The following is a 12,958-nucleotide window of genomic DNA, read 5'->3' as shown; positions in this document are numbered from 1 at the left end:
CCTGAGACAAAAATAACTTTTTTTTAATTATGCTTTATTCTGTTTTCTTTTTCTCCAGAAGAATTCTCCAACAAAGTAAAGAGCAAGAACAATTAGGAAATATTTGAAATAAGATTGCGGCTGTCCTTCACCGTCAACAGTTGTGAAAACCCTGCTCCAGCGAATTTTGTTGATACCTTTTCCGTTTGTATCCCAGCTCATCCAAATGAAAACTGGTTTTCCTACGATATGATTCTCCGGAACATAACCCCAATAACGACTGTCTTCAGAGTTATGACGGTTGTCTCCCATCATCCAATAGTAGTTTTGTTTAAAGGTATAAGTATTAGTTTCTTTACCGTTTATGATAAACTTAGAACCTTTTAATTCTAAAGTGTTTCCTTCGTAATTGGTAATGATTTCTTTATAGAAAGGCAAAGATGTATTTGTCAGCGCAACAGTTTTTCCAGCTTGCGGAATGTAAATTGGCCCGAAATTATCCTGATTCCATTTGTTAATATGCGGGAAAATAGCATTGTCGTTGCCGTGATCGATTTCTCTTTTTACAGCAGTAACGCCAGGAGTATTTTTTAGTCGTTCAGCTCCAGCTTCTGTTAAAGCCCTAAAATAAAGCGTGTCTCTTTTTTCACTTCTAAAACCTGCAGGATCAGTAATATCTAATTCTTTGAATAAAGATTCAAAATCAATAGAAGTTTTTCCGTCTAAAGCGACAGAATAAGAATATTGAGGTTTTGCTCTTTCAGGTAAAATTAATTTTTTTCCGTTGATGAAAACAAAGCCATCTTTAATTGATAAACTATCTCCAGGAATACCAACGCATCTTTTTACGTAGTTTGATTTCTTGTCGATTGGTTTTATAACTCCGGGTCTTCCTTTTGGCTCATAAAAATAATGTACTGTATCTACAGGCCAGTTAAATACAACAATATCATTTCTTTTTATTTGTTCAAAAGCCGGAAGTCTAAAATATGGTAATTGCGGCCAGCTTAAATATGATTTTCTTTTTGTTAACGGAATTGAGTCGTGAACCATTGGCAGCGCTACAGTTGTCATAGGAACTCTAGGGCCATAATTTACTTTACTTACAAACAAGAAATCTCCAATTAATAAAGATTTTTCTAATGAAGAAGTAGGGATTGTATAAGGCTGAATTACATAAGTATGTACTAAAGTTGCTACGATAATAGCAAAAAGTAATGAACTTACAGTATCTGCAGTTTTATTTTCAGGAGTTAATTTTCGGTCTTTATTGTATTCTAATTTTTGTGTATAGTTTACATAATAGATGTAAAAACCGAGAGTAAAAATCCCTAAAATTGTATCTAAAGTTGATTTTTTGCCAAATGTTCTAAGAGTTTCAACCCATACTACAGGAAACATAATCAAGTTGATGATTGGTATGAAAAGTAATAAAGTCCACCAGGTAGGGCGGCTGATAATTTTCATTAAAACAATCGAATTATAAACAGGAATTGCTGCTTCCCAGCTTTTTCTTCCTGCTGCCTGGTACAATTTCCATGTACCAACAAAATGAATGATTTGAACAGCTAAGAAAAATACGAACCAAGAGTAAAGTGTCATAATATTGTATTTTAAGTTTCAAATTTTGAATTATGTAATTCAAAATGATATTCTGTTTATTGTAAGTTTAATACATCTTTCATTGTAAAAATTCCCTGCTTTCCTGCAAGCCATTCCGCAGCGATAACCGCGCCAAGAGCAAATCCTTCGCGATTGTGAGCAGTATGTTTTATTTCGATACTGTCAATTGCTGAATCGTAATTTACCGTGTGTGTTCCCGGAACTTCTCCAATTCTTTTAGCTTCAATATGAATTTCGTTATTTTTTGCTTCTTCTAAAGTCCAGTTAGAATAATTACTGTTTTGAATAACGCCTTGAGCCAGAGAAATTGCCGTGCCGCTTGGAGCATCAAGTTTATGGATATGATGAATTTCTTCCATAGATACTTTATACGAATCAAATTGGCTCATAATTTTGGCTAAATATTCATTTAATCCAAAGAAAATATTTACTCCCAAGCTAAAATTTGAACTAGAGATAAAACCTCCTTTTTTCTCATTGCAAAGCGCAATCATTTCATCATAATGTTCAAGCCAGCCGGTCGTGCCTGAAACAACAGGTACATTAGCATTAAAAGATGCAGAGATATTGCTAACTGCCGCAGACGGAACGCTAAAGTCAATCGCAACATCTGCAGAAGAAAGTCCGTCATAAGTATTAAATTCATCTTTTTTTAAAACAATCTCATGACCTCTTTCTAAAGCAATTCGTTCGATTACTTTACCCATTTTTCCGTATCCTAAAAGCGCAATTTTCATTTTGTATGTATTTGTGTAATTTTTAAATAGGAGAACTATTTAAAAACGATAATTAAAAGTTAGTCCAACATTTGGTTTAAATGTTACATCTGCCGGATATATTTCCGGGCGTAGTGATAGTCTTTCGTTTACGTTAAACTGAATCAAGGCTGCATCAACATTGGCATCTATAATATTCAAAACGTAAAAACCAACAACAAACAGGGCAGAAAGATCTCTGTTTCGCTGATAAAATTTCTGTCCGGCAATAAGTCGGCTTTCATCCAGATACTGGAATTTGTCATCGTGATAGCCTTCTAATCTTCGTTTGTAGGCGTCACGATATTCATGATATTTTTTACTGTTGTCGATGTAAAAGTATAAACTGGTACCAATTGCTCCGTAAACAAGCGGAATTTTCCAGTATTTTTTATTGTATGCCTGACCCAAACCCGGTAAAATAGCAGAATAAAAAGCTGCTTTTGCTGGTGTAAGCGGATCAATTTCTTGTAATGCAGAAGTGTCTTTAACGACTAAAACCGTGTCTTTTTTTACCTGGGCAAAAAGAGAAACGGTTCCTATGAGAAAGAACAATATACTTATGGGGACAATTTTATTCACTATCCGTTTATTAATTTTATTATTCGATTAAAGTCGGCCTCAGAATTGAATGGGATTGTGATTTTTCCTTTTCCGTTGCCAGCGACTTTAATATCAACTTTCGCACCAAAATAGTCGTTGAAAGTATTTTTTTGTGTTTCTCTCACCAAAAATGAAGAATCCGGTTTGGCTTTTCCTTCTGCTTTTGGTTTTAAACTCTCGTGGTAATTTTTTACTAGTGTTTCTGTTTCGCGAACTGATAAATTCTGACTTACGATTTTTTGGTAAATATCGGTCTGAACATCTAAATCTTCAATATTGATGATGGCGCGTCCATGTCCCATGCTGATAAAACCATCACGAATACCTGTTTGAATAATGGGATCTAGTTTTAAAAGACGTAAGTAGTTAGAAATCGTAGAACGTTTTTTTCCAACACGCTCACTCATTTGTTCTTGTGTTAATTGAATTTCATCAATTAAACGCTGATAAGAAAGTGCAATCTCGATTGGGTCTAAGTCATGGCGCTGAATATTCTCAACCAAAGCCATAACAAGAGACTCATTGTCATTGGCAATACGAATGTAAGCCGGAACATGAGTTAACCCAACTAAAGTTGAAGCACGCAAACGGCGCTCTCCGGAAATTAGCTGGTATTTATTGAAATCTAATTTTCGAACAGTAATAGGTTGAATTACACCAAGTTCTTTAATAGAAGTGGCTAATTCGCGTAATGATTCTTCATTAAAATTGCTTCTAGGCTGAAACGGATTTATCTCGATAGCACTTATTTCAAGCTCAATAATATTTCCAACAACCTTATCAGCATTTTTGTCTTCTACTGATTTAATGTCGTTTTCCGGATCTTTTAATAATGCAGATAATCCTCTTCCTAAGGCTTGTTTTTTAATTGCTTTTGTCATAAAAACTATTTACTGTTTTTCTTTATAATTTCTTGAGCTAAATGAATATAATTAACAGCACCTTTGCTTGTGGCATCATAATTAATAATGCTTTCTCCAAAACTTGGTGCCTCGCTTAATTTTACATTTCGCTGAATAACCGTATCAAAAACCATATCGTTAAAGTGTTTTTGAACTTCTTCAACAACCTGATTAGATAAACGTAATCTTGAATCATACATTGTTAATAATAAACCTTCGATGTCAAGATCAGGGTTATGTATTTTTTGAATACTTTTAATTGTGTTCAATAATTTTCCTAATCCTTCAAGTGCAAAATATTCACATTGAATAGGAATAACTACAGAATCAGCAGCTGTTAAAGCATTTAGGGTTAACAAGCCAAGAGATGGTGCACAGTCGATAATGATATAATCATATTCTTCTTTTGCAGTTTCTAATGCTTTTTTAAGCATGTACTCACGGTTTTCTTTGTCAACCAATTCAATTTCTATCGCCACAAGGTCAATATGAGCAGGAATCACGTCAACGTTTGGAGCTGTACATTTTAAAATGGCTTCTTTTGGTGTTACGGTATGTTCAAGGATCTGGTAAGTTCCAAGTTCTACAGATTCAACGTCGATTCCAAGACCAGATGTAGCATTGGCCTGAGGATCAGCGTCGATCAATAATACTTTTTTCTCTAAAACACCTAATGAGGCAGCAAGATTTACTGATGTAGTAGTCTTTCCAACGCCTCCTTTTTGATTAGCAATAGCAATGATTTTGCCCATTTATTTTCTGAATTTTGAACCGTAAAAATACAATTATTTATGGTTTTTGAAAATCTATTTTGTTAACATTTGTGAAACCTCGCTTATTCGTTGTTTCATGGGTCTTCGAAACAAAATAATTTTAGTTATGAGTAGAAATGCCTGCTAAAATTTAATCAATTTACTCAACATTATTGTTGTAAAAAGGAATAAAATTAAATTTTGCTTTAAGAAATGCTTTTGCTTGTTTCTAAAATTTGAGTGAATGGTTTATTTTAGAATTTCAATAGTCACATATACTAGACCGCTCCTTTTATTAGAAGCTATTTCCATAAAGGCTCTTTTGCTTAGGTCAATTTCTCTACCTTTAATGAAAGGTCCCCTGTCTGTAATTTTTACGATAACAGATTTGTTGTTTGTTTCATTTGTGACTTTTAAAATTGTTCCAAAAGGAAATTTTTTATGAGCCGCTGTCAAATCATTATTATTGAATCTTGTGCCGCTGGCGGTTTTTCTTCCATTAAATTTATCATGGTAATAGGAAGCGTGCACATTTGTTTTGTATAAGATACATTGTTCGTTTTCGATAATAGGATCTGTATCAATTGAACTTTCTTGTGCCACAGCTGCTCCGGAAAAAACTAAAGCGATGTAGAGTATAATTTTTTTCATCTTCTAAATTCTATCAACGCGCAAAAAAAATCATTAAAGGAACAAGAAGATATTCTATACGGTTTATTTGTGTTACTAAAAGGTATATTTAGTACATTTTGTATAGTTTTTGATAAGAAAATCGGAAACAAAAACAAAGATGCGGGTTGAGGATTATTAGTATTTTAGGATCCCTAAAAACTATTAAACCAAAAACACTATTTATGATTAAAAAAGTAATCTCAGCATTTACAGCATTTACGTTTATGCTGATTCTATGCAGTTTTGCAGCATCGGATTTGTCTTATGAAAAAAGACTGGAGAATAAGACAGAGAGCAAGATTGTTTACAACAAAAAAAAGCACAGTATAACATTGTCGTGGACGGCATTTGGCTCTTCGGGGAATTATGTAATTACGAGAGGAGGTAGTCGTTTAGCATCAGATTTTGTATTAATTGGCTCAACTTCCAAATTAACATTCACAGATAATAAACCAAATAAAGACAAATACGAAAACTATTATAAAGTAACTCGTAACGATGTAACGATTATAATTTCATTAGAAAAACAAATTTTTGGTGATAATATGTATTTCTACGACAGAAAATATGAAAAAGCAGAAACAGCACGTAATGATATAAATTCACAATTTAGTTCTATTGGTTTAGGCGGTGCAAATGGCGAATGGACCACTAAGCGTCAGGCATATTATTTAAAAGCTAATGTTAAAGGTCAAACGTATGATGCTGGAGGATCGGGTTCGGCATCATCTGCAGAAGCAAACTCAATAGAATTAGGATTTTATTCTCATATTGGAGGTCTGGGGAAAGTGCCTTCTGATGTTAAACTTGGATCTGTTTTTACGAGGCCTCATCTTTCGGGAGGAGCAAATGCTACGTGTACATTTTGGCGTTCTGTTGAAAATGTTGAAGTAATGAGGGATTTTGCATGGACAGTTTCTCAATCGACTAGTGCGAGAAGATTGTTGATTGAAAGTACTTCAAAATATATTTCGGATATTGGAAATACTAATTTTTGGGGAAGCGGTGGTTTTATTGCCGATACTCATTATACTTCAAACAGGCCAAACTGGGGAGGTCAGCAGCAATGGTATACCCGAAATGCTATTTTTCCTTCTGGTTCGGGTGCTATGGGAGGTTCTTATAATATGGTTTGGCAGGGCTGTGTTAATCCTCCTCAGGAAGATGATGCCAATTCTCCAATTCCGACTACACCCATTATTAGAGAAAAACCTTTTCTTTTTATAGATAAGGAGGGCGAATATAAAGTATTTGTTCCGGCCTGGCAAAAGGATAGAGTAGGTGTTTCATGGACATCTGCTGATATGGGTAAAGGAAAAGTTCAGGATTTACTTACTGATTGGTATGTTGCAAAACATGGAGATACTGATGTCGAAATTAATAATGCGTTAAAAGCTGGAAAAAATATATTTTTTACGCCAGGACATTATTCTTTGAATGCACCAATTCAGGTGAATAGAAAAGATGCAATACTTCTGGGTGCGGGTATAGCTTCGGTAACATTAGAGCCTACGGAGAAAAATACGTGGGGATGTATTTATGTTGATGATAAAGACGGAATTATTATTGCCGGACTTCTTATGGATTCATTTAATAGTACAACTTATCAAATTAGAATTGGGAATGAAGGAGCGCATGCTGATCATTCTGCAGATCCTATTTTGCTTGCAGATATTACTTGTCGTGTGGGTGGAGTTCAGTCAAAAAATATCCAGATACAAGCTTCAATGCAGATAAATAGTAATAATGTAGTAGGAGATCATTTCTGGTTATGGCGTGCTGATCATGGTTCGCAAAAAGGCGGAGATGTTCGCTGGACTAGGGACAGATGTAAAAACGGACTAATTGTTACGGGTTATGATGTTACGCTTTACGCTCTTTTTGTTGAACATTTTCAGGAATATGAAGTTTTGTGGATGGGTGAACGAGGCAGAACTTATTTCTTCCAAAACGAGCCGCCATATGATGCTCCAAACCAAGCTGCATGGAGCAGCCAAAATGGAAAAGTTGATGGTTATGCGGCATTTAAAGTTGCTAATACTGTAAAAGAGCATCATACTATAGGAATGGGTTCTTATGCAGTTTTTACTGGAACTGATGGAAAAGTAAATAAGAAAAATGGTTTTGAAATACCAAATAGCCCTAATGTGAAACTGGAAAAAATGTGTACTACTCGCTTTGCCGGTTCAGGGAATATTCAAAATGTTATTAATAGTACCGGCGGAAGTACAGAAACGGGTGTAAAACGGGTGAAACTATATAATAATGGAGAAGGCGTTCAGCCATTTGATGAAGAATTTACTTTACCGAATAAAGAATCATATCCTGCTTATATTAGTATGGAAAAATAAAATAGGATTTAATATTAAGAACCTCTAATTATCAATTGATTTTTAGAGGTTTTTTTTAACATAGCCCGTGGTTTCAATCACGGGAAACATATCGTAATATATAATGTGTCTCGTGGTTGAAACCACGGGCTATGTTTTAAATAGTTTGTTTTTGAGTTTATTGCAAAAAAAAAAGTCTTTCTAAAAATGAAAAGACTTTTTTCGGGGTGGCAGTCCCAAAAGATTTCGGGAGAACCTGCGGGCTTCCCGCTTTAAGGCGGGACGCTATCACCGTTCTTCGCTACAATTTACAATCAAAACTTATATCTTGAAGATATCTTTTTGCACCTCGTTTTTTTATTTTGGTTTCTAAAGTTACTGCTTCAGATCTTGAATTTAGTTGAATCGTATAGATAATTTTCCATGTAATGCCATTCTTTGTAGATAATGACTGCCCGCTATTATGTCTTTTAAGTCTGTCGTTGATACATTTGTTTGACCTATATAAAACTTTTCATTTGTAATACTATAAAGAATGTAAACGAAAAACATAAATAATAAATTAAAGACAATAAAAAAGCCGAACATTTCTGTTCGGCTTTTGTCGGGGTGGCAGGATTCGAACCTGCGGCCTCCTGCTCCCAAAGCAGGCGCGATAACCGGGCTACGCTACACCCCGAAGATGTATTAGTATACTGCCCGAAAGCGGATGCAAAGATATAAATAAATTTCGTTTACAAAAGGAAAAATCGAAAATAAATAAAACTTATTTTGAGATAGGTATTTCAGATTTATTTTAGGCTTTATTTTTTATAATAAAGTTTACATTTGCATCACAAAAAAACAATACACATTATGTCAGATACAATCGAAAAAATTAAATGCCTTATTATAGGTTCTGGCCCTGCAGGTTATACTGCAGCTATTTATGCCGCCAGAGCAAACATGAATCCGGTTTTATACCAAGGAATGCAGCCTGGAGGTCAACTGACAACGACTAATGAAGTAGAAAATTTTCCAGGTTATGTTGATGGAGTTACTGGACCAGAAATGATGGTTCAGTTACAGGAACAAGCAAAACGTTTTGGCGCGGATATTCGCGATGGCTGGGCTACAAAGGTTGATTTCTCTGGAGATATTCATAAAGTTTGGATTAATGATTCAATCGAATTGCACTGCGAAACTGTAATTATTTCTACAGGAGCATCGGCTAAATATTTAGGATTACCATCAGAACAGCATTATTTAAATATGGGTGGAGGAGTTTCTGCCTGCGCTGTGTGTGACGGATTCTTTTACAGAAATCAGGAAGTAGTAATTGTTGGAGCAGGAGATTCTGCTTGTGAAGAAGCACATTACTTATCTAAACTTTGTAAAAAAGTAACGATGTTGGTAAGAAGCGAGAAATTCAGAGCTTCAAAAATTATGGAAGAGCGCGTTCGCAAAACTGAAAATATTGAGATCTTAATGAATCACGATACTGTTGAAGTTTTGGGAGATAATAACGTAGTTCACGCCATTAAAGCATTAAATAAAACTACAGGTGAAACTATTGAAATTCCTGCAACTGGATTTTTCGTAGCAATTGGTCACAAACCAAATACAGATATTTTTAAAGATTACATCACACTAGACGAAACTGGTTATATCGTAAATACTCCAGGAACATCTAAAACAAATGTTGAAGGTGTTTTCGTAGCCGGAGATGCAGCAGATCACGTTTACCGTCAGGCAATTACTGCTGCTGGTACAGGTTGTATGGCAGCGCTTGATGCTGAAAGATATTTAGCTTCAAAAGAATAAGTTTTTTAGTTCAGGTTTCAGGTTTTTCTTTGTTTCAAGTTTGCCTATATCTGTAAAACAGTAATAAAAAATCCCGTTCCAAATAATTTGGAACGGGATTTTATTTTTTATGATTAACGTTTCTAATTTCAACTTGAAACCTGAAACTTATTTTATCTTCTTAATCAGTTTAGCCTCTTCAGAGAAACGGGTTAATTCGATTTTTGGATTTCCAAATAAAGACAATTCAGCTTTATCTCCCACAGCGATAGAAACTGTAGTTTCGGCAAGAATAGTTGCAACAGCATAATTTTCGGCCGTAACATTTGCATCTTTCAAAGTGAATTTGGTTCCGGTGAAAACCGAATTATTATCTAAGCGTATAGTAGCTTTTTCAGCAATTCCTTCAATAGCAGCATTTGCTTTTTGGTACAAATCACATTTAAATTTAATAGCAGAAACTAAAGTTTTGATAGAAGCGTTTTTGCTTAATTGTAAATTTCCATCATCAGCTTTTAAGTTTAATTCTGTTTTTGATTTGTCATCTGCAATTAAACTGAATTTTTTTGCATTAACATTTAAGTATAATTTAGAATAATCAAAACTATTAAAAGTAATATCGTCTAACTGAAGTTCCTGAATTGCATAAATTTTAGAATCATTTTTGCTGATTACTTTATTCAATGAACTTGTGTAGGTGATTTTTACCGAAAGTTTTTTGAAAATAGTACTTTCTTTGGATGTATATAAACGAAGTGTTTTATCTCTCAGATCCATTCCGATAATTTCGTGAAGATTGTCATCGGCTTCGATCTTGATTTCGTTTTTTTCTCCTTTTTCAAGATAAACTTCTAAGTTATCATCGACTTCAAGAGCATCAAAACTTCCTACTTCTTTAACAGATGTAGTTACAATTTTAGACCCTTTTACTTTTTCTCTCTTTTGAGCAAAAGTTAATGTTGTAACCAAAAGTAACAGGAAAAGTGCTGTATTTTTTTTCATTTATTTTAGATTTGATTTTGGCAAATATAAAAGAAATCATCCACTTTAGATGGATGATTTCTTTTATATTTAACAGTTAAAAAATGTTAGCTCTGACTAATGCTTCCTCCGGAACTTGCTGTTTTATCAATTGTTTTAGGAACATTATTATAGTTAATATTTCCACCACTGCTCGCCTGAGCTTTTAAACTTAAAATAGGATGAACACTAATAACTGCTCCGCTCGAAGCCTGGGCATCAACATCATTTGCTAATAAACTTCCTGCTTCAATTGAAGAGCCGCTTGAGGCAGAAGTTTGTATTTTTAATGCTTTTCCTTTGATATCAATTGAGCTTCCGCTGCTTGAGTTACAAGAAATATTATCAGATTCAACATCAACATGCATTGATGCCGCACTTGAAGTTTCTAATTCTATGTTTTCTCCCTGAATTGTATTTTTACTTACAACACTTGCAGCACTCGATGCTTCAATTTTACCAACATGCGGCATTTTTACCGTTACTTTTTTCTGGGTTACATTTCGGAAAGAAGAGAATTTACATTTAATAATCAAAGTTCCGTTTTCAACTTTTGTAATGATTTCTTTTTGCAGATTATCATCAGCTTCGACTGTAATATCTACAGAATCTGATTGTTGTATAACTAAATCTATAGCATTGCTTACTTCGATGTTTTTAAAATCTCCCTCAACAATTCTTTTTTCAGTTGTTACATTCCCGCTTCCTTCGATTGTATTCATGTTAAAATTACATGAAGCAAACAACAATGCAGTAAGCGTGGCAATAATAAATTTCGTAATATGAATGATTATTTTGATCATGGCTTAGTTAATTTTAATTATAACTCCGTTTTTATCAGTGGTTAGCTTTCCGTTCGTTTTTTTACCGTTTAAAATTTCTTTTCCATTTACTTTAATAGAAACTTCGTTTACGGTATCTTTTTCAATATGGTTTTCTTCATTATAATCTCCGTCATGATCTTCATCGTCCATTTCGTCAGCAGGACAGTTTAAACATTTAATTTTTGAACCTTCTACCTTATAATTGTAATTTCCGCTGAAATGTAAGTCAAAGAAATTGTCATCAGTATCATCATATTCTTGTATTGATGCATCTGGTTTAAATAATTGACCTTGTGGTAAATATAAGAATACATCTACTTCCTGGCCTCTGAATTTGTTTTTAACATCTGTCAGAAAATAATTATCCAAAATTAAATGATTTCCGTTAATCTGGTATTTAAAATTGATTTTTTCTGCTCTTTTTTTGGCGTTAGTTAACGAATTCCCTCTGGCACTTTTTTCTATCTGAATATAAGGAGAAGCTTCATCAGTTCGTAAAACGTGTAAACGCACATCTGTTGAATAGATCAAATCATTTCCGGCTGAATCCTGTACAAATTCAAAGTCTCCGTGACGGTATAAATCTTTAGCGTAATAATCATTGTATCTAAATTTTACATGCAAAGTATCTTTTGGAGTAATAGTAATAATTTTCTTTTCGACTACTTTATTGTCACGAGAGATTTCTGTAGCTTGTTTAATTCCAAAACTAATAGCAATGGCAACAGCGATAATCCATACTGCCAGTAAGGTGTATTTTGTAATGTTACCGATTGATTTTAAGTTTGGAGACAACAATTTAAATCCTAATAATGTTAAGAAGAAAAATGGAATTCCAACCGCAAAAAGCATCAATAACCCAAAAGACCAAATAGGATATTCTGTAAAATTTCCGGCTTCAATAAAGTTTTGCCAAGGGAAATCAACAAAAGCATTAGTCCCTAAAGTAAAAACTCCAATTAACAACATGATTAAAGTTGCTATTCCAGACATGATTAAAACTACTCCTAAAAATTTAGCGAAGATTTTAAAAACCGTCATAATAAAGTCTCCAAATGAACTACTTATTCTCTCAGCTCCCGATTTTACCTGGTTTCCCATTTTATCATAATCTGCATTTTTAAATTTATCAGATAACGATTCTATTTCTTCACGAACTTTTTTTTCGATGTTCGAAATTGTAACCGGTTCTCCTGTCATTTCCAGTTTTTCAGAGGTTGTAACTGCCTCAGGCGTTACAATCCAAAGAACGAAGTAAGCTAAAATTCCGGTTCCAAAACCTGCGAAAACAAATATTAAGAATACGATTTTAACCCATACAGCTTCGATTCCAAAATAATGAGCCAAACCAGTTGCAACACCGCCAATCATTCCGTTTTCTTTATCACGGTATAATTTTTTGTGGCTTCTTCCGCTATAATTATTAAAAGACTGATTTGTATTTTCTTCGTCTTCGATTCTGTAATCTTCCGGTTGTCCCATTACTGCAATCACTTCGTCAACATCTTTCAGTCCAACAACATGTTTCTCGCTTTTTTGTTTTTCTGTTAATAATTCAGAAACACGCATTTCGATATCTTTAATAATTTCATCTTGTCCAGATGAGTTGTTAAGTGATCGTTTTATAGCGTCAAAATAGCGTGACAATTTTAAATATGCATCTTCATCGATGTGAAAAAACATACCGCCTAAGTTAATATTTACTGTTTTGTTCAT

General features: G+C 34.0%; 12 protein-coding genes and 1 tRNA gene. 2 read left to right on the top strand and 11 right to left on the bottom strand.

The genetic code is table 11. The annotated features are described in order from the left end of the window. Positions 1 to 27: 27 nt before the first annotated feature. From lepB to BUC29_RS11335, 6 genes are all read right to left on the bottom strand, one after another. Positions 28 to 1,581, bottom strand: a complete 1,554-nt coding sequence (gene lepB / locus BUC29_RS11360) for a signal peptidase I (protein ID WP_073416294.1) — start codon at positions 1,579 to 1,581, stop codon at positions 28 to 30. Between the two features lie 56 nt (positions 1,582 to 1,637). After that, positions 1,638 to 2,339: a 4-hydroxy-tetrahydrodipicolinate reductase gene (gene dapB / locus BUC29_RS11355; RefSeq protein WP_073416293.1), complete on the bottom strand. Its 702-nt coding sequence runs from the start codon at positions 2,337 to 2,339 to the stop codon at positions 1,638 to 1,640. A 39-nt stretch (positions 2,340 to 2,378) separates the two neighbouring features. Continuing rightward, the gene (locus BUC29_RS11350; protein ID WP_073416292.1) at positions 2,379 to 2,939 is read right to left on the bottom strand and encodes a DUF5683 domain-containing protein; all 561 of its coding nucleotides are present in this window, start codon (positions 2,937 to 2,939) and stop codon (positions 2,379 to 2,381) included. Beyond that, positions 2,939 to 3,841: a ParB/RepB/Spo0J family partition protein gene (locus tag BUC29_RS11345; protein WP_073416291.1), complete on the bottom strand. Its 903-nt coding sequence runs from the start codon at positions 3,839 to 3,841 to the stop codon at positions 2,939 to 2,941. Before BUC29_RS11345 ends, BUC29_RS11350 begins: the two co-directional genes overlap by 1 nt. A gap of 5 nt (positions 3,842 to 3,846) precedes the next feature. After that, positions 3,847 to 4,614, bottom strand: a complete 768-nt coding sequence (locus BUC29_RS11340) for a ParA family protein (protein WP_073416290.1) — start codon at positions 4,612 to 4,614, stop codon at positions 3,847 to 3,849. A gap of 249 nt (positions 4,615 to 4,863) precedes the next feature. Further along, a complete protein-coding gene (locus BUC29_RS11335) occupies positions 4,864 to 5,265 on the bottom strand; it encodes a septal ring lytic transglycosylase RlpA family protein (protein ID WP_073416289.1) in 402 nt (133 codons plus the stop codon). A gap of 203 nt (positions 5,266 to 5,468) precedes the next feature. Between BUC29_RS11335 and BUC29_RS11330 the strand changes: the two genes are divergently transcribed. Further along, positions 5,469 to 7,637: a pectate lyase family protein gene (locus BUC29_RS11330; protein ID WP_073416288.1), complete on the top strand. Its 2,169-nt coding sequence runs from the start codon at positions 5,469 to 5,471 to the stop codon at positions 7,635 to 7,637. A gap of 280 nt (positions 7,638 to 7,917) precedes the next feature. Here the strand turns inward: BUC29_RS11330 and BUC29_RS21840 are convergent, their stop codons facing one another. Together BUC29_RS21840 and BUC29_RS11320 are read right to left on the bottom strand one after the other, a co-directional pair. Further along, on the bottom strand, positions 7,918 to 8,046 hold the full coding sequence (locus BUC29_RS21840) for a hypothetical protein (RefSeq protein WP_394332991.1): 129 nt from the start codon (positions 8,044 to 8,046) through the stop codon (positions 7,918 to 7,920). A 174-nt stretch (positions 8,047 to 8,220) separates the two neighbouring features. After that, positions 8,221 to 8,295: transfer RNA gene (locus BUC29_RS11320), tRNA-Pro, on the bottom strand. A 176-nt stretch (positions 8,296 to 8,471) separates the two neighbouring features. Here BUC29_RS11320 and trxB point away from each other — a divergent pair. Beyond that, positions 8,472 to 9,419 (top strand): thioredoxin-disulfide reductase, encoded by a 948-nt coding sequence (gene trxB / locus BUC29_RS11315; protein WP_073416287.1) that lies wholly within the window; start codon positions 8,472 to 8,474, stop codon positions 9,417 to 9,419. Between the two features lie 147 nt (positions 9,420 to 9,566). On the opposite strand, the gene BUC29_RS11310 is transcribed toward trxB, so the two are convergent. The 3 genes from BUC29_RS11310 to BUC29_RS11300 form a co-directional block, all read right to left on the bottom strand. Next, complete coding sequence (locus BUC29_RS11310) at positions 9,567 to 10,400, bottom strand: GIN domain-containing protein (protein WP_073416286.1); 834 nt, start codon at positions 10,398 to 10,400, stop codon at positions 9,567 to 9,569. Between the two features lie 86 nt (positions 10,401 to 10,486). Next, a complete protein-coding gene (locus BUC29_RS11305) occupies positions 10,487 to 11,221 on the bottom strand; it encodes a head GIN domain-containing protein (RefSeq protein WP_073416285.1) in 735 nt (244 codons plus the stop codon). 3 nt (positions 11,222 to 11,224) lie between these two features. After that, on the bottom strand, positions 11,225 to 12,958 hold the full coding sequence (locus tag BUC29_RS11300) for a PspC domain-containing protein (RefSeq protein WP_073416284.1): 1,734 nt from the start codon (positions 12,956 to 12,958) through the stop codon (positions 11,225 to 11,227).

Source organism: Flavobacterium defluvii (genome assembly GCF_900129555.1).
Taxonomy (GTDB): Bacteria; Bacteroidota; Bacteroidia; order Flavobacteriales; family Flavobacteriaceae; genus Flavobacterium; species Flavobacterium defluvii.
This window is presented reverse-complemented; position numbering and strand designations above follow the sequence as displayed.

Excerpts from the sequence above, each read along its gene's own strand:
- BUC29_RS11310 (WP_073416286.1), bottom strand. The coding sequence starts at position 10,400 with ATGAAAAAAAATACAGCACTTTTCCTGTTACTTTTGGTTACAACATTA.
- BUC29_RS11300 (WP_073416284.1), bottom strand. The coding sequence starts at position 12,958 with ATGAACAAAACAGTAAATATTAACTTAGGCGGTATGTTTTTTCACATC.
- BUC29_RS11340 (WP_073416290.1), bottom strand. The coding sequence starts at position 4,614 with ATGGGCAAAATCATTGCTATTGCTAATCAAAAAGGAGGCGTTGGAAAG.
- BUC29_RS11345 (WP_073416291.1), bottom strand. The coding sequence starts at position 3,841 with ATGACAAAAGCAATTAAAAAACAAGCCTTAGGAAGAGGATTATCTGCA.
- trxB (WP_073416287.1), top strand. The coding sequence starts at position 8,472 with ATGTCAGATACAATCGAAAAAATTAAATGCCTTATTATAGGTTCTGGC.
- BUC29_RS11330 (WP_073416288.1), top strand. The coding sequence starts at position 5,469 with ATGATTAAAAAAGTAATCTCAGCATTTACAGCATTTACGTTTATGCTG.
- BUC29_RS11335 (WP_073416289.1), bottom strand. The coding sequence starts at position 5,265 with ATGAAAAAAATTATACTCTACATCGCTTTAGTTTTTTCCGGAGCAGCT.
- dapB (WP_073416293.1), bottom strand. The coding sequence starts at position 2,339 with ATGAAAATTGCGCTTTTAGGATACGGAAAAATGGGTAAAGTAATCGAA.
- BUC29_RS11305 (WP_073416285.1), bottom strand. The coding sequence starts at position 11,221 with ATGATCAAAATAATCATTCATATTACGAAATTTATTATTGCCACGCTT.
- lepB (WP_073416294.1), bottom strand. The coding sequence starts at position 1,581 with ATGACACTTTACTCTTGGTTCGTATTTTTCTTAGCTGTTCAAATCATT.